General features: G+C 66.3%; 24 protein-coding genes. 21 read left to right on the plus strand and 3 right to left on the minus strand.

Features of this window, described 5'->3' with window-relative positions; all coding sequences use genetic code 11:
- The first annotated feature begins 10 nt into the window (after window positions 1-10).
- Window positions 11-913: a prephenate dehydrogenase/arogenate dehydrogenase family protein gene (locus ABNX08_RS04035; RefSeq protein WP_022533887.1), complete on the plus strand. Its 903-nt coding sequence runs from the start codon at window positions 11-13 to the stop codon at window positions 911-913.
- Between the two features lie 62 nt (window positions 914-975).
- Complete coding sequence (gene aroA, locus ABNX08_RS04040; protein WP_022533888.1) at window positions 976-2,280, plus strand: 3-phosphoshikimate 1-carboxyvinyltransferase; 1,305 nt, start codon at window positions 976-978, stop codon at window positions 2,278-2,280.
- On the opposite strand, the gene ABNX08_RS04045 is transcribed toward aroA, so the two are convergent.
- Window positions 2,270-2,503 (minus strand): DUF2061 domain-containing protein, encoded by a 234-nt coding sequence (locus tag ABNX08_RS04045; RefSeq protein WP_022533889.1) that lies wholly within the window; start codon window positions 2,501-2,503, stop codon window positions 2,270-2,272. The two genes, aroA and ABNX08_RS04045, sit on opposite strands and share 11 nt — an antisense overlap.
- A 129-nt stretch (window positions 2,504-2,632) precedes the next feature.
- Between ABNX08_RS04045 and cmk the strand changes: the two genes are divergently transcribed.
- The 11 genes from cmk to cysM all read left to right on the plus strand — a co-directional run bounded on the left by cmk (window position 2,633) and on the right by cysM (window position 14,088).
- On the plus strand, window positions 2,633-3,301 hold the full coding sequence (gene cmk / locus ABNX08_RS04050; protein WP_022533890.1) for a (d)CMP kinase: 669 nt from the start codon (window positions 2,633-2,635) through the stop codon (window positions 3,299-3,301).
- Between the two features lie 164 nt (window positions 3,302-3,465).
- Window positions 3,466-5,160 (plus strand): 30S ribosomal protein S1, encoded by a 1,695-nt coding sequence (rpsA, locus tag ABNX08_RS04055; protein ID WP_012352088.1) that lies wholly within the window; start codon window positions 3,466-3,468, stop codon window positions 5,158-5,160.
- A gap of 30 nt (window positions 5,161-5,190) precedes the next feature.
- Entirely contained in the window at window positions 5,191-5,631 is a 441-nt protein-coding gene (locus ABNX08_RS04060; protein WP_022533891.1) for an integration host factor subunit beta, read from the plus strand.
- A gap of 299 nt (window positions 5,632-5,930) precedes the next feature.
- Complete coding sequence (locus ABNX08_RS04065; protein ID WP_041680959.1) at window positions 5,931-6,278, plus strand: lipopolysaccharide assembly protein LapA domain-containing protein; 348 nt, start codon at window positions 5,931-5,933, stop codon at window positions 6,276-6,278.
- A 3-nt stretch (window positions 6,279-6,281) separates the two neighbouring features.
- A complete protein-coding gene (gene lapB, locus ABNX08_RS04070) occupies window positions 6,282-7,496 on the plus strand; it encodes a lipopolysaccharide assembly protein LapB (protein WP_349609604.1) in 1,215 nt (404 codons plus the stop codon).
- Between the two features lie 37 nt (window positions 7,497-7,533).
- Entirely contained in the window at window positions 7,534-8,925 is a 1,392-nt protein-coding gene (locus tag ABNX08_RS04075) for a UDP-glucose/GDP-mannose dehydrogenase family protein (protein WP_022533894.1), read from the plus strand.
- An 80-nt stretch (window positions 8,926-9,005) separates the two neighbouring features.
- Window positions 9,006-9,953, plus strand: a complete 948-nt coding sequence (gene rfaE1 / locus ABNX08_RS04080) for a D-glycero-beta-D-manno-heptose-7-phosphate kinase (protein ID WP_022533895.1) — start codon at window positions 9,006-9,008, stop codon at window positions 9,951-9,953.
- A gap of 28 nt (window positions 9,954-9,981) precedes the next feature.
- Window positions 9,982-10,977: an ADP-glyceromanno-heptose 6-epimerase gene (gene rfaD / locus ABNX08_RS04085; protein ID WP_022533896.1), complete on the plus strand. Its 996-nt coding sequence runs from the start codon at window positions 9,982-9,984 to the stop codon at window positions 10,975-10,977.
- A gap of 175 nt (window positions 10,978-11,152) precedes the next feature.
- Window positions 11,153-11,521, plus strand: a complete 369-nt coding sequence (locus ABNX08_RS04090; protein ID WP_349609602.1) for a helix-hairpin-helix domain-containing protein — start codon at window positions 11,153-11,155, stop codon at window positions 11,519-11,521.
- Window positions 11,522-11,777: 256 nt separating this feature from the next.
- Complete coding sequence (locus ABNX08_RS04095) at window positions 11,778-13,079, plus strand: solute carrier family 23 protein (protein ID WP_022533898.1); 1,302 nt, start codon at window positions 11,778-11,780, stop codon at window positions 13,077-13,079.
- A 106-nt stretch (window positions 13,080-13,185) separates the two neighbouring features.
- Complete coding sequence (gene cysM / locus ABNX08_RS04100; RefSeq protein ID WP_022533899.1) at window positions 13,186-14,088, plus strand: cysteine synthase CysM; 903 nt, start codon at window positions 13,186-13,188, stop codon at window positions 14,086-14,088.
- A gap of 71 nt (window positions 14,089-14,159) precedes the next feature.
- Here cysM and mltB read toward each other — a convergent pair whose 3' ends face one another.
- Complete coding sequence (gene mltB / locus ABNX08_RS04105) at window positions 14,160-15,266, minus strand: lytic murein transglycosylase B (RefSeq protein WP_022533900.1); 1,107 nt, start codon at window positions 15,264-15,266, stop codon at window positions 14,160-14,162.
- Window positions 15,267-15,407: 141 nt separating this feature from the next.
- Between mltB and ABNX08_RS04110 the strand changes: the two genes are divergently transcribed.
- The 8 genes from ABNX08_RS04110 (at window position 15,408) to ABNX08_RS04145 (ending at window position 23,618) form a co-directional block, all read left to right on the plus strand.
- A complete protein-coding gene (locus tag ABNX08_RS04110) occupies window positions 15,408-16,331 on the plus strand; it encodes a histone deacetylase family protein (protein WP_022533901.1) in 924 nt (307 codons plus the stop codon).
- 12 nt (window positions 16,332-16,343) lie between these two features.
- On the plus strand, window positions 16,344-17,147 hold the full coding sequence (locus ABNX08_RS04115) for an enoyl-CoA hydratase (RefSeq protein ID WP_022533902.1): 804 nt from the start codon (window positions 16,344-16,346) through the stop codon (window positions 17,145-17,147).
- A gap of 165 nt (window positions 17,148-17,312) precedes the next feature.
- A complete protein-coding gene (locus tag ABNX08_RS04120; RefSeq protein WP_022533903.1) occupies window positions 17,313-18,347 on the plus strand; it encodes a methionine ABC transporter ATP-binding protein in 1,035 nt (344 codons plus the stop codon).
- Window positions 18,337-18,990 (plus strand): methionine ABC transporter permease, encoded by a 654-nt coding sequence (locus tag ABNX08_RS04125; RefSeq protein WP_018312424.1) that lies wholly within the window; start codon window positions 18,337-18,339, stop codon window positions 18,988-18,990. Before ABNX08_RS04120 ends, ABNX08_RS04125 begins: the two co-directional genes overlap by 11 nt.
- 33 nt (window positions 18,991-19,023) lie before the next feature.
- On the plus strand, window positions 19,024-19,821 hold the full coding sequence (locus tag ABNX08_RS04130; RefSeq protein ID WP_022533904.1) for a MetQ/NlpA family ABC transporter substrate-binding protein: 798 nt from the start codon (window positions 19,024-19,026) through the stop codon (window positions 19,819-19,821).
- A 200-nt stretch (window positions 19,822-20,021) separates the two neighbouring features.
- Entirely contained in the window at window positions 20,022-20,771 is a 750-nt protein-coding gene (locus ABNX08_RS04135) for an electron transfer flavoprotein subunit beta/FixA family protein (protein ID WP_022533905.1), read from the plus strand.
- A 20-nt stretch (window positions 20,772-20,791) separates the two neighbouring features.
- Complete coding sequence (locus ABNX08_RS04140) at window positions 20,792-21,727, plus strand: electron transfer flavoprotein subunit alpha/FixB family protein (RefSeq protein ID WP_022533906.1); 936 nt, start codon at window positions 20,792-20,794, stop codon at window positions 21,725-21,727.
- Between the two features lie 106 nt (window positions 21,728-21,833).
- Window positions 21,834-23,618: an acyl-CoA dehydrogenase gene (locus ABNX08_RS04145; protein ID WP_022533907.1), complete on the plus strand. Its 1,785-nt coding sequence runs from the start codon at window positions 21,834-21,836 to the stop codon at window positions 23,616-23,618.
- A 78-nt stretch (window positions 23,619-23,696) separates the two neighbouring features.
- Here the strand turns inward: ABNX08_RS04145 and ABNX08_RS04150 are convergent, their stop codons facing one another.
- Entirely contained in the window at window positions 23,697-25,001 is a 1,305-nt protein-coding gene (locus tag ABNX08_RS04150; protein ID WP_022533908.1) for a D-amino acid dehydrogenase, read from the minus strand.
- Window positions 25,002-25,018: the final 17 nt, after the last annotated feature.

Here is a 25,018-nt window from a genome sequence, read left to right on the forward strand (position 1 = left end):
GCCTGAGATTGTGAGTGCATTGCATTTTTCCCGTGTTGTCATTGTCGGCGTCGGCCTGATCGGCGGTTCGCTCGCGCTCGCGCTCAAGCGCGCAGGTGTGGCGGGCACGGTGGTTGGCGTGGGGCGCTCCCCCGCGTCCCTGCAGAGGGCGCTGGACCTTGGCGTGATCGACCAGGCCGCAACGCTGGAGGACGCCGCGCGCGGCGCCAGCGTGATCGTGCTGTGCGCGCCGGTGGCGCAGAACTTCGCGCTGCTGCACGCGCTGGAGCCACACCTGCAGCCCGGCACTATCGTCACCGATGCGGGCAGCACCAAGTCCGACGTGATCATGGCCGCAAAGACCGCGCTGGGCGACAAGGTCGCGCAGTTCGTGCCGGCGCACCCGATCGCCGGGCGCGAGCTCAATGGCGTCGGGGCCGCGCTGGCGGACCTCTACGTCGGCAAGAAGACCGTGCTGTGTCCGCTGCAGGAAAACGCGCGTGCCGATGTGGCCGCGGTGCGTGCCATGTGGGAAAGCGCCGGCGCGCACTGCCACGTGATGTCGGCGGTGCAGCACGACGCAGTGTTCGCCGCGGTCAGCCACCTGCCGCATGTGCTGTCGTACGCGCTGGTGGCGCAGGTCGCCAATGCAGAAGACGCGGCGCTGAAGCTGGATTTTGCCGGCGGTGGTTTTCGCGATTTCACGCGCATCGCGGCGTCTTCGCCGGAGATGTGGCGCGACATCTGCGTGGCCAACCGCGAAGCGCTGCTGCGTGAGCTGAACACCTACCAGTCGGTGCTGGCGCACCTGAAGGAGAAGATCGAGAAGGGCGACGGCGACGCGCTCGAACGCGTCTTCACACGCGCCAGCAACACCCGACTTGCCTGGGGCGCCGAGCGTGCCGCGGGCAACGGCAACAATATCGAACCCTGAGCGGCATAGTGCCGCAGCCTGATCGAATCGCCTTACCGCGGCGCCCCGGCGCCCACCAAGACATGGAACACCTGACGCTAGGCCCCCTGACCCGCGCCACCGGCACCGTCCGGTTGCCGGGCTCGAAGAGCATCTCCAACCGCGTGCTGCTGCTGGCTGCGCTGGCCACCGGCGAAACCCGCGTGCGCGACCTGCTCGATTCCGACGACACCCGCGTCATGCTGCAGGCGCTGCGCACGCTGGGCGTGGGGTGGCGGCAAGAGGACGCCGACTATATCGTCACCGGCGCCGGCGGCAATTTCCCGAACAAGGCGGCTGAGCTGTTCATGGGTAACGCCGGCACCGCGATTCGCCCGCTGACGGCCGCGCTCGCGCTGCAGGACGGCAGCTACAAGCTGTCGGGCGTGCCGCGCATGCACGAGCGGCCGATCGGCGACCTGGTCGACGGCCTGCGCCAGGTCGGGGCCGTGATCGACTATCTCGGCAACGAAGGCTTCCCGCCGCTGCATATCCAGCCGGCCAGCATCCGCATCGATGCGCCGATCCGTGTGCGCGGCGATGTGTCGAGCCAGTTCCTGACGGCGCTGCTGATGAGCCTGCCGATGGCGCAGAGCGACAGCGGTCGGATCGAGATTGAGGTGGTGGGCGAGCTGATCTCCAAGCCGTATATCGAGATCACGCTGAACCTGCTGGCGCGTTTCGGCATCCAGGTGGAGCGGCAGGGCTGGGAGCGCTTCGTGCTGCCGGCCGGCGCGGCCTACCGTTCGCCGGGCGAGATCTTTGTGGAAGGCGATGCGTCGTCGGCGTCGTATTTCCTCGCCGCCGGTGCGATCGGCGGCGGCCCGGTGCGGGTCGAAGGCGTGGGCATGGCCAGCATCCAGGGTGACGTGCGCTTTGCCGAGGCGCTTAATCGCATGGGCGCCAATGTGATGGCGGGCGACAACTGGATCGAAGTGCGTGGCACGGAACGCGACGACGGCCGCCTGCACGGCATCGAGCTGGACTGCAACCACATCCCGGATGCGGCGATGACGCTGGCGGTGGCGGCACTTTTCGCCGAAGGCACCACCACGCTGACCAATATCGCCAGCTGGCGCGTCAAGGAAACCGACCGCATCGCGGCGATGGCAACGGAACTGCGCAAGCTGGGCGCAGTCGTGGAAGAAGGGGCGGACTTCCTGCGTGTGACGCCGCCGCAACCATGGCAGACTCCGGCCGACGGCATTGGCACCTATGATGACCATCGCATGGCGATGTGTTTCTCGTTGGCCGCATTCGGGCCGCTGCCGGTGCGGATCAACGATCCGGGTTGCGTGGCGAAGACGTTCCCGGACTACTTCAGCGTGTTCGCGGGCGTTACGCGCTAACGAGGTTAGTGCTGGCGCGCGGGTTGGCAGCGCTGTCGCGAGCCGCCGCCTGGCGGCGCTCGTGCTTTTCCCAGTAGCGGTCGAAGAAGTAGTGGGCCACCGTGTTGACGGCCGGTTCGATGAAGGTGATGGCACCGCTGATGGCAAGGCTGCCGGTTAGCGCATACGTCACGCTGAACGCAATGCCGAGGTGCATGATGCCGAAGGTCAGGGTTTTTGCCATGGTAGATTGCCTCGCGACCGATACTTTAGTGTTGGCTTCGCCCGTCGCGTCAGGCGAAGCATCATGAATTAAATGATAATGATTCTCAATAGAATTAACAATCAATCGTTTCTGTGGGTGTCATAAGTAATGACTATCGTCAACGTCATCACCATTGACGGGCCGACAGCCTCGGGCAAGGGCACCGTCGCGCACAAGGTTGCCGATGCCGTGGGCTTCCACCTGCTCGACAGCGGCGCCCTGTACCGGCTGGTGGCGCTGGCCAGCGACCGTGCGGGCGTTGACCCGGCGGATATCGGCACCCTTGCAAGAATCGCTGCCCGCCTCGATGTGAAGTTCGGCCCGGACCGGGTGTGGCTGCAGGGAGAGGAAGTGAGCCGGGCGATCCGGGCCGAGGCGATCGGCAACCGGGCCTCCGCCATCGCCGTGCACCAGCCGGTGCGCGACGCGCTGACCCAGCTGCAGCGCAGCTTCCGCAAGCTGCCGGGTCTGGTGGCCGACGGCCGCGACATGGGCACCGTGATCTTCCCGGATGCCCAGCTGAAAGTGTTCCTCACGGCAAGTGTTGAAGCGCGTGCGCGCAGGCGCTATAAACAATTGATTGATAAGGGAATTTCTGCTAATATCGAAGACCTTTTGCGTGACCTCGAGACGCGCGATGCACGGGATCGCACCCGCACCGCCGCGCCGCTACGTCCCGCCGAGGATGCAAAGCTGCTGGATACCTCCGACATGACGGTGGACCAGGCAGTGGCGCAGGTGCTGGAGTGGTTTGCCGCTGTGCGGTCCGATGCATGAGATGCATGCGGACGCATAGGTAAAGCGGCGCACCCCGACAGCACCGGATGGAGCCAGCCCGGGCTTGCCCGAAGCTGGTATTTGTAAAACCTGACCCCGCTGCACTGGCAGACTGAGCGCGATAGTCGCGCCGGCCAGCGTACTGCGGATTTCACCTTACGTTTATGTCCGACCTGCAAACTAACGAATCCTTTGCCGCACTGTTCGAGGAATCGATCGCCCGCTCCAATATGAAGGCTGGCGAAGTGATTTCCGCTGAAGTCGTGCGCATCGACCACAACTTCGTGGTCGTCAACGCCGGCCTCAAGTCCGAAGCATTTGTGCCGGTAGAGGAGTTCCTGAACGACCAGGGCGAACTCGAAGTGCAGGCCGGCGACTATGTCTCCGTGGCCATCGATGCGCTCGAGAACGGCTATGGCGACACTATCCTTTCCCGCGACAAGGCCAAGCGCCTGGCATCGTGGCTGAACCTCGAGAAGGCGCTGGAAGACGGCGAGATCATCTCGGGTACCGTGACCGGCAAGGTCAAGGGCGGCCTGACGGTGATGGTCAACGGCATCCGCGCGTTCCTGCCGGGCTCGCTGGTTGACGTGCGCCCGATCAAGGACACCACCCCGTACGAAGGCAAGACCCTGGAATTCAAGGTCATCAAGCTGGATCGCAAGCGCAACAACGTGGTGCTGTCGCGCCGCGCCGTGGTCGAAGCGACCCTGGGCGAAGAGCGCCAGAAGCTGATGGAAACCCTGAAGGAAGGCGCCATCGTCAACGGTATCGTCAAGAACATCACCGACTACGGTGCGTTCGTTGACCTGGGCGGTATCGACGGCCTGCTGCACATCACCGACCTGGCCTGGCGCCGTGTCCGCCACCCCAGCGAAGTGCTGTCGGTTGGCCAGGAAATCACCGCCAAGATCCTCAAGTTCGACCAGGAAAAGAACCGCGTCTCGCTGGGCGTGAAGCAGCTGGGCGAAGATCCGTGGGTCGGCATCTCGCGCCGCTACCCGCAAGGCACCCGCCTGTTCGGCAAGGTGACCAACCTGACCGACTACGGCGCGTTCGTCGAGATCGAAGCCGGCATCGAAGGCCTGGTGCACGTGTCGGAAATGGACTGGACCAACAAGAACGTTGCCCCGTCCAAGGTTGTCCAGCTGGGCGACGAAGTCGAAGTCATGGTGCTGGATATCGACGAAGACAAGCGTCGTATCAGCCTGGGCATGAAGCAGTGCAAGGCCAATCCGTGGGACGATTTCTCGCGTAACCACAAGAAGGGCGACAAGCTGAGCGGCCAGATCAAGTCGATCACCGACTTCGGCGTGTTCATCGGCCTGCCTGGTGGCATCGACGGCCTGGTGCACCTGTCCGACCTGTCCTGGCAAGAGTCCGGCGAAGAGGCCGTGCGCAAGTACAAGAAGGGCGACGAAGTCGAAGCCGTGGTTCTGGGCATCGACGTCGACAAGGAACGCATCTCGCTGGGCATCAAGCAGCTGTCGGGCGATCCGTTCAACAACTTCATCTCGGCCAACGACAAGGGTTCGCTGGTTCAGGGCACCATCAAGGCCGTTGACGCCAAGGGCGCCGTGGTCCAGCTGGCTGACGACGTGGAAGGCTACCTGCGTGCATCGGAAATCTCCGCTGACCGCGTGGAAGATGCCCGCAATGTGCTGAAGGAAGGCGAGCAGATCACCGCCCTGGTGGTGAACGTCGACCGCAAGTCGCGCAACATCAACCTGTCGATCAAGGCCAAGGACAGCGCAGAGCAGCAAGAAGCGATGCAGAAGTTCCAGGCTGACACCGGCACGGCTGGCACGACCAACCTCGGCGCCCTGCTGAAGGCCAAGCTCGGCCAGGACAACCAGTAATCGCAGGCCCCCGCGCTTGCGCGTATGCCCATGACCAAGTCGGAGCTCGTCGAAAAACTGGCTGCCCGCTTCCCCCAGCTGCTGCTGCGGGACGCGGACATCTCGGTCAAAACGATACTCGACGCGATGTCCGAGGCGCTGGCCGATGGCCACCGCATTGAGATCCGCGGATTCGGCAGTTTTGGTCTGAACCGGCGTCCGCCTCGCGTGGGGCGCAATCCCAAGTCCGGCGAGCGTGTGCTGGTGCCCGAAAAACGGGTGCCGCACTTCAAGGCGGGCAAGGAATTGCGCGAACGGGTTGACCGCAGCCAGCCGGCGCCTCCGGGCGCCAATGGCAACGGCCATTCCGCCGCCGGCAATGGCCATGCCGCCGGCGCGGCTCAGGCCGTGCCGGGCAAGGTAGGCCAGGGCAGTGCGCCCGCCGCACCGGCGGGACTGCACGAGGGTGGATTGAATTTCGTCCGCTCCTGATTGCCCAGGCTTAGCCTGCTGCTTGTGTTGTCTGTAAGAAAGCGTCCTTCGGGGCGCTTTTTTTTGTTGGTGCCGGCGTCGAGTGGCCTTGGCACGCGCGTCGATACAGGTGCTGCATTCGTGCGCAGGCGCTTGTCAGCGGCCGCTGCCGGCGGCGCGTTAGACCCCCGGCAGGGCTGCATTACCGCCCGGTTACCGAATAGGTTAAGTGATTCCGCTACAATGCCGGGGTCTTTGCCGGACCTCGCGCGAGTGCGCCGGTGCCGCTTCCACGTCACGCTGCCACGCTGCCCAACCGCATGAAACTGTTCGCCTGGATCGTCCGCATCGTCGTTTTCGTGCTGCTGTTCGTGCTGGCGCTGCGCAATACCGCCGAAGCCTCGCTGCAGCTGTTCTTCAACGCCGTCTGGCATGCCCCGCTGATCCTGATCCTGTTCGCCGCCTTCGTGCTCGGCGCGGTGGCGGCGCTGGCCTCGGTGGCGCCCAACCTGATGCGCCAGCGCATGGAGCTTGCCCGGCTGCGCCGCGCGCTGGCCGATGCCGGCGCGCAGGCGAGCGCGTCCGCGGCAACGCCGCCGTCGCCCGCGGCAGCCGTGCCGCGCGACGGCAAGCCTGTTCCCTATAACGTAGTCGGCCCGAAAGTCTGATCCATGATGTTTGAAACCTGGTGGCTGCTGGCGCTGCCACTTGTCTTTGGCCTTGGCTGGATGGCGGCGCGCTTCGATGTGCGCCAGCTCATCAGCGAGCAGGGCGCCTTGCCACGCTCGTACTTCAAGGGCCTCAATTTCCTGCTCAACGAGCAGCCCGACAAGGCCATCGACGCCTTTATCGAGGTCGCCCGGCTCGACCCCGAAACCACCGAGCTGCACTTCGCGCTGGGCGCACTGTTCCGCCGCCGCGGTGAAACCGAGCGCGCCATCCGCGTGCACCAGAACCTGGCCACCCGGCCCGACCTGCCCGAGCCCGAGCGCGAGCATGCGCTGTACGAGCTGGGTCAGGACTTCCTGCGCGCGGGCTTGCTGGACCGCGCCGAGGAGTCGCTGCGCCGGCTGATGTCGGGACCGTACGCGGCCTCGGCCAAGCGCGTGCTGCTCGAGCTCTACGAGGTCGAGAAGGAGTGGCAGAAGGCCATCGATGCCGCGCGCGAACTGCAGACGCTGGAGCAGACGAGCTACAGCGTGCAGATCGCCCAGTTCTGCTGCGAGCTGGCGCAGGACGCGCTGCAGCGCAAGCGGCCCGAGGATGCGGTGAAGTGGCTGAACCAGGCCGTCGCCGAGAATCCCGCCAATGTGCGCGCCCCGATCCTGCTGGGCGACGTGGCCGCGGCGGCCGGCGATGCGCGTGCCGCGCTCGGCCACTGGCTCGGCATCGAACGGCAGGACGCTTCTTTCCTGCCGCTGGTGGCCGACCGCGTGGTCAAGGCCTATGCCAGCCTGCAGCAGGAGGGGACCGCGCTGGAATGGCTGCACGGCCTGCTCAAGGGCAAGCTGGCGCCAGAGCTGCTCGATACGGCGTACAAGGCCGAGCTCGACGTGAATGGCCCCGAAGCCGCGGCACGGCTGATGCGCGACCAGCTGCGCCGCCAGCCCACGTTGCTGGCGCTGACCAGGTATTTCGAGGCGCAGACAGCCGTGGCCGAGGCCGAAGCCACGGCGGGCGATGCCCCGGTGGCCGCAGAGGCGGACAGCGACGAGGACGCGAAGGAAACCACCGCTATCCGCGATCTGCTGCAGCTGCGCACCCGCAACCTGGCGCGCTACACCTGCCGCGAGTGCGGCTTCCGGGCCCGCTTGTTCTACTGGCAGTGCCCGGGCTGCAACCGCTGGGAAACCTACGCCCCGCGGCGTTCCGAGACGCTCGGCTGATCCCGGCGGACGGTGCAACAGATCTTGAACTGAAGCTATGAAAGTCACCATTATCGGCAGCGGTTATGTGGGCCTTGTCACCGGCGCCTGCCTGGCGGAACTGGGCAACGATGTGTTCTGCCTGGACCTGGACGAACAGAAGATCGCACTGCTCAATGCGGGCGGGGTGCCGATCTACGAGCCGGGCTTGCAGGAACTGATCCAGCGCAATCGCGCCGCCGGCCGACTGACCTTCTCCACCGACGTGGCCGCCAGCGTCGAGCACGCCGACGTGCAGTTCATCGCCGTGGGCACGCCGCCCGATGAAGACGGCTCGGCCGACCTGAAGTACGTACTGGCCGCGGCACGCAATATCGGCCGCCATATGACCGGCTTCAAGGTGGTGGTGGACAAGTCGACCGTGCCGGTCGGCACCGGCGACCGCGTCGCCGCCACGATCCGCGAGGAACTCGCCGCGCGTGGGCTGGAAGACCTGCAGTTCTCGGTGGTGTCCAACCCTGAGTTCCTGAAGGAAGGCGCCGCGGTCGAGGACTTCATGCGTCCGGATCGCATCGTGCTGGGCTGCAACCCTGACGTGGCGGGCCGCCACGCGCAGGCCACCATGCGCCAGCTCTACGCGCCGTTCAACCGCCACCACGAACGCACTTTCTACATGGACGTGCGCTCGGCCGAGTTCACCAAGTACGCCGCCAACTCGATGCTGGCCACCCGCATCTCGTTCATGAACGAGCTGGCCAACCTCGCCGACGAAGTGGGCGCCGATATCGAGCTGGTGCGCATGGGCATCGGCTCGGACCCGCGCATCGGCTACAGTTTCCTGTATGCCGGAGCCGGTTACGGTGGCTCGTGCTTTCCCAAGGACGTGCAGGCGCTGATGCGCACCGCCGCCGACCACGGCAAGCCGATGCGCGTGCTGGAGGCGGTGGAAGCCGTCAACGGCGCGCAGAAGCGCGTGCTAGGCGACAAGATCGTGCGCCGCTTCGGCGAGGACCTCGCCGGGCGCACCTTCGCGGTGTGGGGCCTGGCGTTCAAGCCCAATACCGACGACATGCGCGAGGCGCCGTCGCGGATCCTGGCGCGCGAGCTGGTGGCGCGCGGCGCGTCGCTGCGCATGCATGACCCGGTGTCGATGGCCGAAGCGCGGCGCGTGCTGGATGCCGACCTGGCCGACCTGCCGGGCGGCGCCGCGCGCGTGAGCTTCCACGACCACCAGATGGATGTCCTCGACGGCGCCGACGCGCTGGTGATCGTGACCGAGTGGAAGGTGTTCCGTAGCCCCGACTTCGCGCAGATCAAGCGGCGCCTGAAGACGCCGGTGATCTTCGACGGGCGCAACCTGTATGAGCCCGAGGCGATGGTCGAGAGCGGCGTGGAGTACCACGCCATCGGCCGCCCGACCAGGGCGCGGCAACGTGCCGCGAACGAATGAAGCGCGGGCGGGTCAACGGACACATCAACCGATAAGATGACAAGGCGGCCGCGGCCGCCGCGATATTGCCAAGGATCGTCATGAACAAGACCGTCATTTCGCAAGAACAGATCCGGCAGTCCCATATCCTGGTGGTTGGCGACATGATGCTGGACCGCTATTGGTTCGGCGACGTGGAGCGCATCTCGCCGGAAGCGCCGGTGCCGGTGGTGCAGGTAAAGCGCAGCGACGAGCGCCTAGGTGGCGCCGCCAACGTGGCGCGCAACGCCGCCGCGCTGGGCGCGCGCGTGGGCATGCTGGGCGTGGTCGGCGACGACGAGCCGGCGCGCACGCTCGAGGCTCTGCTGGCGGAAAGCCACGTGGAGCCCTACCTGCACCGCGATGCCAAGCTCAATACCACCATCAAGCTACGCGTGGTGGCGCACCAGCAGCAGCTGCTGCGCGTGGACTTCGAGAACGCGCCCGCGCACGAAGTGCTGGCCGCGGTACAGGACCGCTTCGTCAGCCTGATCAACGACTACCAGGTGCTGGTGCTGTCCGACTACGGCAAGGGCGGCCTGACGCACGTCACGCGCATGGTCGACGCCGGCCGCGCTGCCGGGCGCAAGGTGCTGATCGATCCCAAGGGCGAGGACTACTCGCGCTATCGTGGCGCCACACTGATCACGCCCAACCGGGCCGAGATGCGTGCCGTGGTCGGCGCCTGGAAGACCGAGGCCGACCTGACCATCCGCGCCCAGAACCTGCGCCGCGAACTGCAGCTCGAGGCACTGCTGCTGACGCGCTCGGAAGAGGGCATGACACTCTACACCGAGGCCGAGGTGCTGCACGTGTCCGCCCAGGCGCGCGAGGTCTATGATGTATCCGGTGCGGGGGATACAGTGATCGCCACGCTCGCCACCATGCTGGGCGCCGGCTTGACGCTCAAGGAAGCCGTGCAGCATGCCAACCGTGCCGGCGGCATCGTGGTGGGCAAGCTCGGCACCGCCGTCGTCACCTATCCCGAATTGTTCGGCGCCGCCCCGTGAAGCGCGGCACCACCAGACTGAAGTGACCATGACCATCATCGTGACCGGCGCTGCCGGCTTTATCGGCAGCAACCTCGTCAAGGGACTGAATGACCGCGGCGAGACCAACGTCATCGCCGTCGACAACCTGACCCGTGCGGACAAGTTCCACAACCTGGTCGACTGCGAAATCTCCGACTACCTGGACAAGCAGGACTTCCTCGAGCGCTTTGCCCGTGGCGAGTTCGGCAAGGTGCGCGCGGTGTTCCATGAAGGTGCCTGCTCCGACACCATGGAGACCGACGGCCGCTACATGATGGAGAACAACTACCGCTACACGCTGTCGCTGATGGAGAGCTGCCTGGAGCAGGGCGCGCAGTTCCTGTATGCGTCGTCGGCGGCCACCTACGGCGCCTCGCAGGTATTTCGCGAAGACCGCGAGTTCGAGCGTCCGCTGAACGTGTATGGCTACTCCAAGTTCCTGTTCGACCAGATCGTGCGGCGCCGGCTGCCGTCGGCGCTGTCGCAGATCGTCGGCTTCCGCTACTTCAACGTGTATGGCCCGCGCGAGACCCACAAGGGCCGCATGGCCTCGGTCGCGTTCCACAACTTCAACCAGTTCCGCGCCGACGGCACGGTGAAGCTGTTCGGCGAGTACAACGGCTACGGTCCGGGCATGCAGAGCCGCGACTTCATCTCGGTCGAGGACGTGGTCAAGGTCAACCTGTATTTCTTCGACCATCCGGAAAAATCCGGCATCTTCAACCTCGGCACCGGTCGCGCGCAGCCGTTCAACGACATCGCCACCACCGTGGTCAACACGCTGCGCGAGGCCGACGGCAAGCCGCGCCTGTCGCTGGAGGAACTGGTGCAGGAAGGCCTGGTCGAGTACGTCAAGTTCCCCGATGCACTGCGCGGCAAGTACCAGTGCTTTACGCAGTCGGATGTGTCCAAGCTGCGCAGTGCCGGCTATAACGAGCCCTTCCTGACCGTCGAGGAAGGCGTGGCGCGCTACTGCCGCTGGCTGCTCGAACGCGCTGGCTGACCGCCTCGCTTTTCCGCTGTTGCCGAGCCGGCCGACAGGTTTTCGTGCGGCCGGTGTCAACTTGTGTTGCCGTATGCGCCGCCGCGGCAGACTGCCCCTATCCTGACCTGGCCTCGCCGCAATGGCGGGGTGGTACCCGAGGGTACCTCCAACCATCCACAGGAAAGGAGCTTCCATGTTCAAGCACTGGGTCTGGCAATTTGTCCGGCGTTTCTCCCTGATTGCAGCCATCTGCCTGTCCGGCGGCGGCATCGCGAAAGCGGCGATCGACGTCAACACGGCGGACGAGGCGGCGCTGACCTCCATCAAGGGCGGGGGCCCCGCCACCGCCCGCAACATCGTCGACGAACGCAACAAGCGCGGGCCCTACAAGGATGCCGTGGACCTGGCCGAGCGCGTCAGTGGCGTGGGGCCCAAGTCGGTGGCAAAGCTGCAGGAGGCGGGGCTCACCTTTGGCGCCGCCGCTGCGGCGCCGGCCGCGTCTGCCAAGCCGGCGAAGGCGGCTGCCGCAGCGCCGGCAGGCGCAGCCAAGGCATCGCGCTGAGCGGCCGGCTGACTTGTACACAAGCCTGTGCCCGGTACCGTTGCGTCTGGGCATCTCCCTGTTGGTACGCCTCGTGCTACACCTCTGCGGCTTCGCACGCCTGCGGGCGCGGAGTATCATGCGGACGCCGCGCCGGCAGGATCTGCCGCGCGCGGCAGCTGACAGGCAATAAGCAGCCAGTCAGCGCCGGATCACCAACCACAATCGCGGCGGCTGCTGACTGCGCGGCCCGCCCGGAGCACAGGGAGCAGAACACATGGCGAATGGCGAGGACGCGGGATTCCTGCCTAAATGGCGGCTCAAGACCGAAGGCGTGATCGGGCCCGATGAGCGGCTGCCGGCCGGGCAGACGCTGCTGGCCGGCATCCAGCACGTGGTGGCGATGTTCGGCTCGACCGCCATCGCGCCGATCCTGATGGGCTTCAACCCCAATATCGCCATCCTGTTCTCGGGCATCGGCACGCTGATCTTCTTCCTGTGCGTGCGCGGCCGGGTGCCCAGCTACCTGGGTTCCAGCTTCGCCTTTATCGCCGTGGTGATCGCAGCCACCGGCTATGCGGGCAGCGGTCCCAACCCCAATATCCCGGTGGCGCTGGGCGGCATCATTGCCGCGGGCGCGCTGTACACGGTGATCGGGCTGGTGGTGCAGGCGGCCGGCTACGCCTGGGTGGAAAAGCTGATGCCGCCGGTGGTGACCGGTGCCGTCGTCGCGGCCATCGGCCTGAACCTGGCGCCGGTGGCCGTCAAGGCGGTCAGCGGCGCGGCGCTCGATACCTGGGTGGGCCTGCTGACGGTGGTGGCCGTTGGCCTGGTGGCGGTGCGCGCGCCCGGCATGCTCGGGCGCCTGCCGGTGCTGATCGGCGGCCTGGCCGGCTACCTGGCCTACTACCTGGGCACCAATGTGATGGGGCTGGGCAAGCCGATCGATTTCTCCGGCGTGGCTGCGGCCAGCTGGTTCGGCACGCCGGCGTTCACCGCACCGGTCTTCGAGGCTAGCGCGATGCTGCTGATCGCCCCGGTGGCGATCGTGCTGGTGGCCGAGAACCTGGGCCATATCAAGGCCATCGGGGTAATGACGGGGCGCAACCTCGACCCGTATATCGGCCGCGCCTTTATTGGCGACGGCATCGCCACCATGCTGTCGGCCGGCGGCGGCGGCACCGGCGTGACCACCTACGCCGAGAACATGGGCGTGATGGCGGTCACCAAGATCTATTCGACGCTGATCTTCGTAGTCGCGGCGGCGGTGGCCATCCTGCTGGGCTTCTCGCCCAAGTTCGGTGCACTGATCCTGACAATCCCGGGCCCCGTGATCGGCGGGCTGACCATCGTCGTGTTCGGCCTGATCGCGGCCACGGCAGGGCGGATCTGGGTGCAGAACAAGGTGGACTTTTCCAGTTCGCGCAACCTGATCACCGTGGGTGCCACGCTGACCGTGGCTGCCGGCGACCTGACGCTGAAGCTGGGCGGCATGACGCTGGGCGGCATCGGCACCGCTACCTTCGGCTGCATCCTGCTGTACCACCTGCTGGGCGAAGGCAACCACGAGGAAGGCTGAGCGGCTGCCAGGTTACGGCAGGCGGCGCGCCCGGCGCAAAGCCCGCCTGCCGGCGAGGGAAAGGTGTCTGGATTACAATGGCCGGCGACATCGATCCCCGACACCCATGGCCTACAAGACTATTGAAGACACCATCGGCAATACGCCGCTGGTCAGACTGCAGCGCATTCCCGGTGCCGCCAACGACGCGCGCGGCAATGTGATCCTCGGCAAGCTCGAAGGCAACAACCCCGCCGGTTCGGTCAAGGACCGCCCGGCGGTGTCGATGATCGCCCGAGCCGAAGCCCGCGGGCGCATCAAGCCGGGCGATACGCTGATCGAGGCGACCTCCGGCAACACCGGCATCGCGCTGGCCATGGCGGCCGCCGTGCGCGGCTACAAGATGGTGCTGATCATGCCCGAGGACCTGAGCCTCGAGCGCCGCCAGAGCATGGCGGCCTATGGTGCCGAAATCGTCCTGACCCCGGTCAAGGGCGGCATGGAATACGCCCGCGACCTGGCCGATTCGATGGAGCGCGACGGCAAGGGCGTGATCCTCGACCAGTTTGCCAATCCGGACAACCCGCAGGCGCACTACGAGGGCACCGGCCCGGAGATCTGGCGCGATACCGACGGGCGCGTCACCCACTTCGTGTCGGCGATGGGGACCACCGGCACCATCACTGGCGTGTCGCGCTACCTCAAGGAGCAGAACCCGGCGATCCAGGTCATCGGCGCACAGCCGGCCGAAGGCTCGCGCATCCCGGGCATCCGCAAGTGGCCTGAAGCGTATCTGCCCAAGATCTACGATCCCAGCCATATCGACCGCACCGAGCCGGTAAGCCAGTCCGATGCCGAGCATATGGCGCGCCGCATGGCGGCCGAAGAGGGCATCTTCTGCGGCGTTTCCGCTGCGGGCGCGCTCTGCGTGGCGCTGCGCATTGCCGAGGAAGTGGAGAACGCTACCATCGTGTTCGTGGTGTGCGACCGCGGCGACCGCTACCTGTCGACCGGCGTGTTCCCGGCCTGATCCGGACAACGCCGCAAGCAAGAAGGCCTCGCGCGTGCGAGGCCTTCTTGCTTTGTGAGGGCGCGCCGGCGTCAGCCCATCGCCGCCTTCACCGCCTCGCCCAACTGGTACACCGCAAGCGCATAGAAGAAGCTGCGGTTGTAGCGTGTCAGCACATAGAAGTTGCGCAGCCCAAGCAGGTACTCCGTCGGCAGGTCCGGCGTCGGCAGGTCCACCACCAGCACGCCGGTCTCGCCTTCGCGCGCCGGGTCGATGGGCTCGTCCACGCGCAGTCCGGCGCGGGTCAGCTGGTTGAGCGTGCGTGTCGGCCAAGGCTCGCCGTCCGCGGCCGCGGTGGCGACGCCAAGGCTGCCGGCATCGCCGGCAATGCGCCACACCACCGGGCGGCCCGGTTCCCAGCCATGCAGCTGCAGGAAGCGCGCCACGCTGCCAATCGCGTCGGTGGGGCTGTTGCGCAGGTCGGTGCGGCCGTTGTTGTCGTAGTCAACGGCGTATTCGCGCAGGCTGGTCGGCATGAACTGCGGGATGCCGATCGCGCCCGCATACGAGCCCAGCACCGAGTACACGTCAGTGCGCGTGTCGCGGCACCACAGCAGGTAGTCCGCCAGCTGGTTGCGGAACAGCGCGCTGCGCGCGTCGCGGTTGGGCGTGTCCGGGTAGTCGAAGGCCAGCGTGGACAGCGAGTCGAGCACACGGAAGGTGCCCATGTCGCGGCCGTAGATGGTTTCCACGCCGATGATGCCGACGATGACCGAGGCCGGCACGCCGAATTCGGCTTCGGCGCGGCGCAGTGTGTCGCGGTTGTCCTGCCAGAAGCGCACGCCTGCATTGATGCGGATCGGCTCGATAAAGCGCGAGCGGTAGGTACGCCAGCTTTTGCGGCCGGTGGTCGCGGGCGGCATGATCAGCCGCACCACGGTCGACGAATAGACCGCCTGGCCGAACCAGTCCTGAAGCGCGCCGCGGTCAAACTTGTGGCGCGCCACCATTTCGTCGATAAAGGCGCGGGCTTGCGGGTTGTCGCGGTAACGGCCGGGTTCGATTTCTTCCTCGCGCACGCTGACGCGGCGCTTGCCGGCGGCGAGCAGGCTGGGGGAGAGGCCGCAGAGTCCGAGTGCGGCAGCGGAAAGCGCGGCGCCCAGCAGGGGGCGTCGCAGTGAGCGCTGGGTGTCGGTCATGGTGTCCTTTGCAAGTCGCACCGAGTATAGCGGATGCCACTAAAGCAGCAGTCCGCACCGCAAGCCTGTGGGGTGGCGCGCGGTGGCTGGCCCTTGCCTGTGCTAACGTAGCGAGTGGAGACAACATTGCGACGATAAGAGATGCCGACAGGCTATTACACGCACCCGGAGTTCCAGCGGCACGAGATGGGGCATTTCCATCCCGAGTGCCCGGAACGCCTGCAGGCGATCGAGGATCACCTGATTTCGCACGGCCTGGACGGCCTGCTGGAGCGGCGCGAGCCCACGCCCGCCACGCGCGAGCAGCTCGAGCGCGTGCACCGGCCCGACTATGTCGATTCGCTGGAAAGCGCCAGCCCCGCGAGCGGCTACTACCCGATCGACCCGGATACCTCGATGAACAGCCATACGCTCGCCGCGGCAAAGCTGGCCGCGGGCGCGGCGGTGGCGGCCACCGACGCCGTGATCGCGGGCGAGCTGGAAAACGCGTTCTGCTGCGTGCGCCCGCCCGGCCACCACGCCGAACCCGACCACGCCATGGGTTTCTGCTTCTTCAACAACGTCGCCATCGCCGCGCGCCACGCGCTGCAGGCGCACGGGCTGGAGCGCGTGGCGATCATCGATTTCGACGTGCACCATGGCAACGGCACCGAAGCGGCCTTCCGCGGCGACGAGCGCGTGCTGATGTGCAGCATCTTCCAGCACCCGTTCTACCCGTACAGCGGCACCGAGCATATCGCGCCCAATATGGTGAACATCCCGCTGCCGGCGTACACCAACGGCATGGCCGTGCGCGAGGTGGTCGAGACCATCTGGCTGCCGCGGCTGAACGAGTTCCGCCCGCAGATGCTGTTTATCTCGGCCGGCTTCGACGCACACCGCGAGGACGACCTCGGGCAGATGGGGCTGGTGGAGCAGGACTACGCCTGGATCACCGGCCAGCTGGTCAACGTGGCGCGTACGCATGCGCAGGGCCGCATCGTCAGCTGCCTGGAGGGCGGCTACAACCTGAGTGCACTGGGCCGCAGCGTGCTGGCGCACCTGAAGGTCCTGATGGAACATTAGGAGACCGTCGCCATGGCCGAGAACGATGCACGCGTGGATGCGCCGCTGCTGACCGAATCGCGCGATGCCGCTGGCGTGGCGCGCCTGACCATGAACCGCCCGCAGGCGTTCAATGCCTTGTCCGAAGGGCTGTTGGATGCGCTGACCGGGGCGCTGGCGCGGATCGCTGCGGACGACTCCGTGCGCGTGGTGGTGCTGGCCGGCGCCGGCAAGGCGTTCTGCGCCGGGCACGACCTGCGCGAGATGCGGGCCTCGCCCTCGCACGACTACTACCGCCGGCTGTTCGACCGCTGCACGCGCATGATGATGGCGATCCAGAAGATGCCGCAGCCGGTGATCGCGCGCGTGCAGGGCATCGCCACCGCGGCCGGCTGCCAGCTGGTGGCGATGTGCGACCTGGCGGTGGCGGCCGATGACGCGCGCTTTGCGGTATCCGGCGTCAACCTGGGGCTGTTCTGCTCGACGCCCGGCGTGGCGCTGTCGCGCAACCTGCTGCGCAAGCAGGCGATGGAGATGCTTCTGACCGGCGACATGATCGATGCTGCGACCGCGCGCGAGCGCGGGCTGGTCAACCGGGTGGTGCCCGCCGACCAGCTGGACGACGAGGTGGCGCGCCTGGCCGCCAGCATCTGCGCCAAGCCGGTCGCCGCGGTGGCAGCCGGCAAGGGGCTGTTCTACCGCCAGCTCGAGATGGGAATTGAAGCTGCCTACCAGCTTGCCGGGCAGACCATGGCCTGCAACATGATGGCCGACTCGGCGCTGGAGGGTGTGCAGGCCTTTATTGACAAACGCGCGCCCTCGTGGCGTGGATCATAAGCAACTTCCAGGGTCTTTATATGCCGGGAACGTATAAAGACATCGGTAAAAAGTCGTTTATGGTATGAAGCGAATCGCTTAAAATACGCGCTTCACAAAAATAACGTGCGGCAACAGCGCTGGAGACCTCCGCGACTGTTGCCGTTTTCTTTTGGTCACCTTTCCATGATCGAACTGCAAGGACTGTCGCAGCGCTTCCCGGGCGCGTCAGGCGACGTGCATGCATTGCGAGACGTCAGCCTGTCGATTGCGGCGGGCGAGGTCTTCGGCATCATCGGCCGCAGCGGCGCCGGCAAGAGCACGCTGGTCCGTGCCATCAACCTGCTGAACCGGCCCACCAGCGGCCGCGTGATCGTTGCCGGCCAGGACCTGACCGCGCTGGACAACGGCGCGCTGCGCCTGGCACGCCGCGAGATCGGCATGATCTTCCAGCACTTCAACCTGCTGTCGTCGCGCACCGTGTATGACAACGTGGCGCTGCCGCTGGAACTGGCCGGCAAGCCCAAGGCGGAAATTGCCGCGACCGTGCTGCCGCTGCTGGACCTGGTCGGTCTGTCGGCGCTCAAGGACCGCTTCCCGGCGCAGATCAGCGGCGGGCAGAAGCAGCGCGTGGGCATCGCGCGCGCACTGGCGAGCAAACCGAAAGTGCTGCTGTCGGACGAAGCGACTTCCGCGCTCGACCCTGAAACCACCCGCTCCATCCTCGACCTGCTCAAGCAGATCAACCGCGACCTCGGCCTGACCGTGGTGATGATCACGCACCAGATGGAAGTCATCAAACAGGTCTGCGACCGCGTGGCCGTGCTCGAAGCGGGCGAGGTGGTGGAGACCGGGCGCGTGATCGATGTGTTCCTGCGCCCGCAGCATGACGTCACCCGCGCCATGATTGGCGATGTCATTTCGCAGGAACTGCCGGCGAGCGTGCTCAAGCGCGTGGAGAGCCGGCTCGGCAACGGCCGCGACCACGTCTACCGCCTCGCCTTCACCGGCGAGGGCGTCGACCAGCCGGTGCTGGCCCAGGCGATCCGCCGCTACGGGCTGGACTTCAATATCCTGCACGGCCATATCGACGAGATCCAGGGCCAGGCCTTTGGCTCGCTGGCGATCATGGCCACCGGCGAGCTTGCCGACGTGAAGGCGGCGATGGAATACCTGCAGGCGCAAGGCGTCGTGGTGGAGGAGTTCGAGCATGTGGTCTGAGATGTCTGACCTGTTCCTGACCTCGTTCAATGAGACGCTGCTGATGGTGGCGATCTCGGGCGTGGTCGGCTCGCTGCTGGGCGTGCCGCTGGGCGTGCTGCTGCACCTGACCAACCGCGGCGGCGTGCTGTCGCACCCGCTGTTCAACCGCGGCATCGGCGTGGTGGTCAACGCGGTGCGCTCGATCCCGTTCATCATCCTGCTGGTGGTGGTGATCCCGTTCACGCGCTTTATCGTGGGTTCGTCGATCGGCACTACCGCGGCGATCGTGCCGCTGACCATCGCGGCGATCCCGTTTATCGCGCGCCTGGTGGAAAGCGCGCTGCGCGAGGTCGACAAGGGCCTGGTCGAGGCGGCCCAGTCGATGGGCGCTACCACCGGCCAGATCGTGTGGAAGGTGCTGCTGCCCGAGGCTATGCCCGGCATCGTCGCCGGCCTGACCATCACCTTCGTCAGCCTGGTCGGCTATTCGGCCATGGCCGGCGCGATCGGCGGCGGTGGCCTGGGCGACCTGGGCATCCGCTATGGCTACCAGCGCTACATCACCGAAGTGATGGTGGCGGTGGTGGTGATCCTGATCGTCTTCGTGCAGGCGGTGCAAAGCTTCGGCGACTGGCTCGTCCGGCGCATCAGCCACCGTTAAGCTCCTTATTTTGTGAAACAGGAAACACACATCATGCAACGTCGCAACCTGCTGCAATGGATTCTCGGCGCCGCGCTCGGCGCCTCGCTGGCTACTGGTGCCGTGGCCCAGGAAAAGCCGATCAAGATCGGCGTGACCGGCGGCCCGCACGCCCAGATCATGGAACAGGTGAAGAAGGTCGCCGCCAAGGACGGCCTGAACATCCAGGTGGTTGAATTCAGCGACTACATCCAGCCCAATGCCGCGCTCGCCGCCGGCGACCTGGATGCCAACAGCTACCAGCACCTGCCGTACCTGGAAGCCCAGATCAAGGACCGCGGCTACAAGTTCGCGCATATCGCCTATACCGTCACTTTCCCGATGGGCGTGTACTCCAAGAAGATCAAGTCGCTCGACCAGCTCAAGCAGGGCGCGCGCGTGGGCGTTCCCAACGACCCGACTAACGGCGGCCGCGGCCTGCTGCTGCTGCAGAGCAAGGGCGTGATCAAGCTCAAGCCCAACGCCGGCCTGAAGGCTACGCCGCTGGATATCGCCGAGAACCCCAAGAAGATCCGCATCGTCGAGCTGGACGCCGCGCAACTGCCGCGCTCGCTCGATGACCTGGACGCCGCCGCCATCAACGGCAACTACGCGGAATCGGCCGGCCTGTCGCCGACCAAGGACGCGATCGCCATGGAAGGCCCGAAAGGCCCGTACGCCAACCTGATCGCCATCCGCGAGGTCGACAAGAACAAGCCCTGGGTGGCCAAGCTGGTGAAGGCCTACCACTCGCCGGAAATCAAGCAATACGTCACTTCGACCTACAAGGAGTCCGTGATTACCGCCTGGTAAGTCGAAGGTTTCATCCAATCCGACGAGCCCCGCAAGCCCCGGTTTGCGGCAAAATCGTCGGACGGCTGGGGTCTGCCGGGCTATGCCCGGCATCATTTTGCCGATAAAATAGTACGATCGTTCGAAAAACAGGGAAGCCGCCAGCCCGGTGGTTATAATGACGAGCGAACAAAATTTCTGACTATCAGTGGAGTGAGCGCATGAAAGTACTCGTCGCAGTCAAGCGGGTGGTGGATTACAACGTCAAGGTCCGTGTCAAGGCGGACGGCACCGGCGTCGATCTGGCCAACGTCAAGATGAGCATGAACCCCTTCGACGAAATCGCCGTCGAAGAGGCCGTGCGCCTGAAGGAAGCCGGCGTTGCCACCGAAGTCGTCGCCGTGTCGTGCGGCGTCACGCAGTGCCAGGAAACCCTGCGCACCGCGATGGCCATCGGTGCCGACCGCGGCATCCTGGTGGAATCGAATGAAGACCTGCAACCGCTGGCCGTGGCCAAGCTGCTGAAGGCGCTGATCGACAAGGAACAGCCGCAACTGGTGATCCTGGGCAAGCAGGCCATCGATGATGACTCCAACCAGACCGGCCAGATGGTGGCCGCGCTGGCTGGCCTGCCGCAAGCCACGTTCGCCTCGAAGGTGGTGGTTGCCGACGGCAAGGCTTCGGTGACCCGTGAAGTGGATGGCGGCCTGGAAACGCTGTCGATCAAGCTGCCGGCCGTGGTGACCACCGACCTGCGCCTGAACGAGCCGCGCTACGTCACGCTGCCGAACATCATGAAGGCCAAGAAGAAGCCGCTCGATATCGTCAAGCCGGAAGACCTCGGCGTGGACGTGAAGCCGCGCCTGTCGACCGTGAAGGTGGTCGAGCCTGCCAAGCGCAGCGCGGGTGTGATGGTGCCGGACGTCGCGACGCTGGTGCAGAAGCTGAAGAACGAAGCCAAGGTTATCTGAGAGCGCGGGGGAGAAATAACATGACTGCACTCGTCATTGCTGAACACGACAATCAATCCATCAAGGGCGCCACGCTGAACACCGTGACCGCCGCAGCCCAATGCGGCGGCGACGTGCACGTGCTGGTGGCCGGTTCCAACGCCAAGGCCGCGGCCGACGCCGCCGCCAAGATCGCCGGCGTGACCAAGGTGCTGCTGGCCGACGCCCCGTACTTCGGTGACGGCCTGGCCGAGAACGTGGCCGAGCAGGCGCTGGCCATCGCCAACGACTACTCGCACATCCTGGCCCCGGCCACCCCGTACGGCAAGAACATCCTGCCGCGCGTGGCCGCCAAGCTGGACGTGGCCCAGATCTCGGAAATCTCCAGGGTCGACGCCCCGGACACCTTCGAGCGTCCGATCTACGCCGGCAACGCCATCGCCATCGTCAAGTCGTCCGACAAGGTCAAGGTCATCACCGTGCGCGGCACGGCCTTCGACGCCGCCGCCGCCGAAGGTGGCTCGGCCGCCGTCGAGACCCTGCCGGCCGTGGCCGACCAGGGCATCTCGCAGTTCGTCTCGCGCGAAGTGGCCAAGAGCGACCGTCCGGAACTGACCGCCGCCAAGATCATCGTCTCGGGTGGCCGTGGCGTGGGTTCGGGCGAGAACTACACCAAGGTGCTGACGCCGCTGGCCGACAAGCTGGGCGCCGCACTGGGTGCCTCGCGCGCCGCCGTGGACGCCGGCTTCGTGCCGAACGACTACCAGGTCGGCCAGACCGGCAAGATCGTCGCGCCGCAGCTGTATATCGCCGTCGGTATCTCCGGCGCGATCCAGCACCTGGCCGGCATGAAGGACTCCAAGGTGATCGTCGCGATCAACAAGGACGCCGAAGCCCCGATCTTCTCCGTGGCCGACTACGGCCTGGTGGGCGATCTGAACACCGTGGTGCCGGAGCTGGTTGCCGCACTGGGCTGATGCTGCTGCGCCGGCCACCGCCTCGCGCGGCGGCCGGCAAGGATGCACATAGAGCCGTTCCGGGGCAACCCGTGAACGGCTTTTTTATACACATTGGGAGACATCGATGACCTACCGTGCTCCGCTCAAGGACATGCTGTTCGTCATGAACGAGCTGGCTGGCCTTGAAGCCGTCAGCCAGCTGCCCGGCTTCGAGGAAGCCACGCCGGAAACGGCCGAGGCCGTGCTCGAGGAAGCCGCCAAGTTCAACGAGCAGGTCGTCGCACCGCTCAACCGTGCCGGCGACCTGGACCCGAGCAGCTGGAAGGACGGCGTCGTCACCACCACGCCAGGCTTCAAGGATGCGTTCCGCCAGTTCGGCGAGGGCGGCTGGCAGGGCGTGCTGCATCCGCAGGAGTTCGGCGGGCAGGGCCTGCCCAAGCTGATCGCCACTGCCTGCAACGAGATGCTGAACACCGCGAACCTGTCGTTCGCGCTGTGCCCGCTGCTGACCGACGGTGCCATCGAGGCGCTGCTGACGGCAGGCACGGATAAGCAGAAGGCCACCTTCCTGCCCAAGCTGATCTCGGGCGAGTGGACCGGCACCATGAACCTGACTGAGCCGCAGGCCGGCTCTGACCTGGCCGCGGTCCGCACCCGCGCCGAGCCGCAGGGCGACGGGACCTTCAAGCTGTTCGGCACCAAGATCTTCATTACCTACGGCGAGCACGACATGGCGAAGAACATCGTCCATCTCGTGCTGGCGCGCACGCCCACCGCGCCCGAGGGCGTCAAGGGCATCTCGCTGTTCATCGTGCCGAAGTTCCTGGTCAATGCCGACGGCAGCCCGGGCGAGCGCAACGACGTGCACTGCGTGTCGATCGAGCACAAGCTGGGCATCAAGGCCAGTCCTACGGCGGTGCTGCAGTTCGGCGACCACGGCGGCGCCATCGGCACGCTGGTGGGCGAAGAAAACCGCGGCCTCGAGTACATGTTCATCATGATGAACTCGGCGCGCTTCTCGGTCGGCATGCAGGGTGTGGCGGTGTCCGAGCGCGCCTACCAGCAGGCCGTGGCGTACGCGCGCGAACGCGTGCAGAGCCGCCCGGTCGACGGTTCGGCGCGCGAGGCGGTGACCATCATCCACCACCCCGACGTCAAGCGCATGCTGATGACGATGCGCGCGCTGACCGAAGGCGCACGCGCGGTCGCCTACGTGGCCGCGGCCGCGAGCGACGCGGCGCACCAGCATCCGGACGAGGCCGTGCGCCAGCAGAACCAGGACTTCTACGAGTTCCTGGTGCCGGTGGTGAAGGGCTGGAGCACCGAGCTGTCGATCGATGTCACCAGCCTGGGCGTGCAGGTGCACGGCGGCATGGGCTTTATCGAGGAAACCGGCGCGGCGCAGCACTACCGCGACGCCCGCATCCTGCCGATCTACGAAGGCACCACCGCGATCCAGGCCAACGACCTGGTCGGCCGCAAGACCGTGCGCGACGGCGGCGCGGTGGCGCGCGCGATCTGCGCGCAGATCGCCGAGACCGAGGCGGCGCTGGGCAAGCACAGCTGCGCCGGGTTCACCGCGGTGCAGGCGCAGCTGGCCAAGGGCCGCGCGGCGCTGGAAGACGTGGTGGCGTTTGTCGTGGCCAATGCCAAGTCGGACCCGAACGCCGTCTTTGCGGGCAGCGTGCCTTACCTGAAGCTGTGTGGCATCGTGTTCTCTGGCTGGCAGTTTGGCCGTGCCATGCTGGCCGCCGACGCGAAGCGTGCCGAGGATCCGGGCTTTTATGACGCCAAGATCGCCACCGCGCATTTCTTCGCGGAGCACATCCTGTCGCAGGCATCGGCATTGCGCGATGCCATCGTCAGCGGTGCGGCACCGGTGAATACGATGACGGCCGAGCAGTTCTGAGCGGCCTGTCGGTAGCTAGGGACGAAGAAGGGCGACCCCGCGGGGTCGCCCTTTTTGCTTATCGAGGCTGCGCCTGCTTCAGGCCGTGGCCGGCCGCGGTGCCAGGCGATGGCGGGCCGGCTTCAGGTAGCGGCCCACTGACAGGTCATCGGCCCGGATTGCCGGCGACGTACCCGACACCAGGTCCGACAGCAGCTTGCCCGAGCCGCAGGCCATGGTCCAGCCGAGTGTGCCGTGGCCAGTGTTCAGCCACAGGCCGCGCACCTGGGTCGGACCGACGATCGGCGTACCGTCCGGCGTCATCGGCCGCAGGCCGGTCCAGAAGGTGGCCTGGCTGACATCGCCGGCGCCCGGGAACAGGTCGGTGACCACGTGCTCGAGCGTGCGGCGCTTGGCCGGGTCCAGGCTGCGGTCGTAGCCGACGATCTGCGCCATGCCGCCCACGCGGATGCGGTCGTCGAAGCGGGTGATGGCAACCTTGTAGGTTTCGTCCAGCACCGTGGACACGGGGCTGCGCGACGGGTCGCTCAGCGGAACCGTGATCGAGAAGCCCTTGAGCGGGTACACCGGCAGGTTGGACATGCCGTGCAAGAACGGCTTCACCAGTTGCGTGGTCCAGCTGCCCAGCGCCACCACTACCAGGTCGGCGTCCATCGGCTCGCCATCGACCACGGCGCCGGTGACGGCATCGCCCTGGGTCATCAGGCTGTCGATCGAGCGGTTGTACAGGAATTTCACGCCCAGCATCTCGGCCATGCCTGCCAGCCGATGGGTAAAAAGCGCGCAGTCGCCGGTTTCATCGTTGGGAAGGCGCAGGCCGCCGGCCAGCTTGTGGCGGACGGCGGCCAGCGCCGGTTCGCTCGCCGCGAGTTCGTCGCGCGAAAGCAACTGGTAGGGCACGCCCGCTTCTTCCAGCACGGCGATGTCCTTGGCCGCGCCCTGCAGCTGCTCGTCGGTGCGGAACACCTGCAGCGTGCCTTGCTGGCGGCCTTCGTAAGCGATGCCCGTCTCGGCGCGCAGCGCGCGGATGCAATCGCGACTGTATTCGGCCAGCCGCACCATGCGCTCCTTGTTGACGGCGTAGCGCTCGGCGCTGCAGTTCAGCAGCATCTGCCACATCCACTGCAGCTGAAACAGCGTGCCGTCGGGACGGATGCTGAGCGGGGCATGTTCCTGGAACATCCACTTGATCGCCTTCAGCGGCACGCCCGGCGCTGCCCACGGCGACGCATAGCCGGGCGAGATCTGCCCCGCGTTGGCAAAACTGGTGCCGAGCGCGGGGCCCGCCTCGCGATCGACAACGGTCACTTCGTGACCGGCCTTGGCCAGGTACCACGCACTGGTGACGCCAATAACTCCGCTGCCAAGTACGAGAACGCGCATGTCCGGGGGCTCCAACT

The sequence above is a fragment of the Cupriavidus sp. DF5525 genome (genome assembly GCF_040149425.2).
Lineage (GTDB): Bacteria > Pseudomonadota > Gammaproteobacteria > Burkholderiales > Burkholderiaceae > Cupriavidus > Cupriavidus pickettii_A.

What these genes read in the sequence shown, in the direction of transcription:
- ABNX08_RS04060 (WP_022533891.1), top strand. Translation starts at nt 5,191, where the DNA reads ATGACCAAGTCGGAGCTCGTCGAAAAACTGGCTGCCCGCTTCCCCCAG.
- ABNX08_RS04095 (WP_022533898.1), top strand. Translation starts at nt 11,778, where the DNA reads ATGGCGAATGGCGAGGACGCGGGATTCCTGCCTAAATGGCGGCTCAAG.
- ABNX08_RS04065 (WP_041680959.1), top strand. Translation starts at nt 5,931, where the DNA reads ATGAAACTGTTCGCCTGGATCGTCCGCATCGTCGTTTTCGTGCTGCTG.
- ABNX08_RS04045 (WP_022533889.1), bottom strand. Translation starts at nt 2,503, where the DNA reads ATGGCAAAAACCCTGACCTTCGGCATCATGCACCTCGGCATTGCGTTC.
- rpsA (WP_012352088.1), top strand. Translation starts at nt 3,466, where the DNA reads ATGTCCGACCTGCAAACTAACGAATCCTTTGCCGCACTGTTCGAGGAA.
- ABNX08_RS04135 (WP_022533905.1), top strand. Translation starts at nt 20,022, where the DNA reads ATGAAAGTACTCGTCGCAGTCAAGCGGGTGGTGGATTACAACGTCAAG.
- ABNX08_RS04150 (WP_022533908.1), bottom strand. Translation starts at nt 25,001, where the DNA reads ATGCGCGTTCTCGTACTTGGCAGCGGAGTTATTGGCGTCACCAGTGCG.
- rfaD (WP_022533896.1), top strand. Translation starts at nt 9,982, where the DNA reads ATGACCATCATCGTGACCGGCGCTGCCGGCTTTATCGGCAGCAACCTC.
- aroA (WP_022533888.1), top strand. Translation starts at nt 976, where the DNA reads ATGGAACACCTGACGCTAGGCCCCCTGACCCGCGCCACCGGCACCGTC.
- ABNX08_RS04145 (WP_022533907.1), top strand. Translation starts at nt 21,834, where the DNA reads ATGACCTACCGTGCTCCGCTCAAGGACATGCTGTTCGTCATGAACGAG.
- lapB (WP_349609604.1), top strand. Translation starts at nt 6,282, where the DNA reads ATGATGTTTGAAACCTGGTGGCTGCTGGCGCTGCCACTTGTCTTTGGC.
- ABNX08_RS04125 (WP_018312424.1), top strand. Translation starts at nt 18,337, where the DNA reads ATGTGGTCTGAGATGTCTGACCTGTTCCTGACCTCGTTCAATGAGACG.
- ABNX08_RS04110 (WP_022533901.1), top strand. Translation starts at nt 15,408, where the DNA reads ATGCCGACAGGCTATTACACGCACCCGGAGTTCCAGCGGCACGAGATG.
- ABNX08_RS04130 (WP_022533904.1), top strand. Translation starts at nt 19,024, where the DNA reads ATGCAACGTCGCAACCTGCTGCAATGGATTCTCGGCGCCGCGCTCGGC.
- mltB (WP_022533900.1), bottom strand. Translation starts at nt 15,266, where the DNA reads ATGACCGACACCCAGCGCTCACTGCGACGCCCCCTGCTGGGCGCCGCG.
- cmk (WP_022533890.1), top strand. Translation starts at nt 2,633, where the DNA reads ATGACTATCGTCAACGTCATCACCATTGACGGGCCGACAGCCTCGGGC.
- ABNX08_RS04115 (WP_022533902.1), top strand. Translation starts at nt 16,344, where the DNA reads ATGGCCGAGAACGATGCACGCGTGGATGCGCCGCTGCTGACCGAATCG.
- ABNX08_RS04090 (WP_349609602.1), top strand. Translation starts at nt 11,153, where the DNA reads ATGTTCAAGCACTGGGTCTGGCAATTTGTCCGGCGTTTCTCCCTGATT.
- cysM (WP_022533899.1), top strand. Translation starts at nt 13,186, where the DNA reads ATGGCCTACAAGACTATTGAAGACACCATCGGCAATACGCCGCTGGTC.
- ABNX08_RS04120 (WP_022533903.1), top strand. Translation starts at nt 17,313, where the DNA reads ATGATCGAACTGCAAGGACTGTCGCAGCGCTTCCCGGGCGCGTCAGGC.
- rfaE1 (WP_022533895.1), top strand. Translation starts at nt 9,006, where the DNA reads ATGAACAAGACCGTCATTTCGCAAGAACAGATCCGGCAGTCCCATATC.
- ABNX08_RS04140 (WP_022533906.1), top strand. Translation starts at nt 20,792, where the DNA reads ATGACTGCACTCGTCATTGCTGAACACGACAATCAATCCATCAAGGGC.
- ABNX08_RS04075 (WP_022533894.1), top strand. Translation starts at nt 7,534, where the DNA reads ATGAAAGTCACCATTATCGGCAGCGGTTATGTGGGCCTTGTCACCGGC.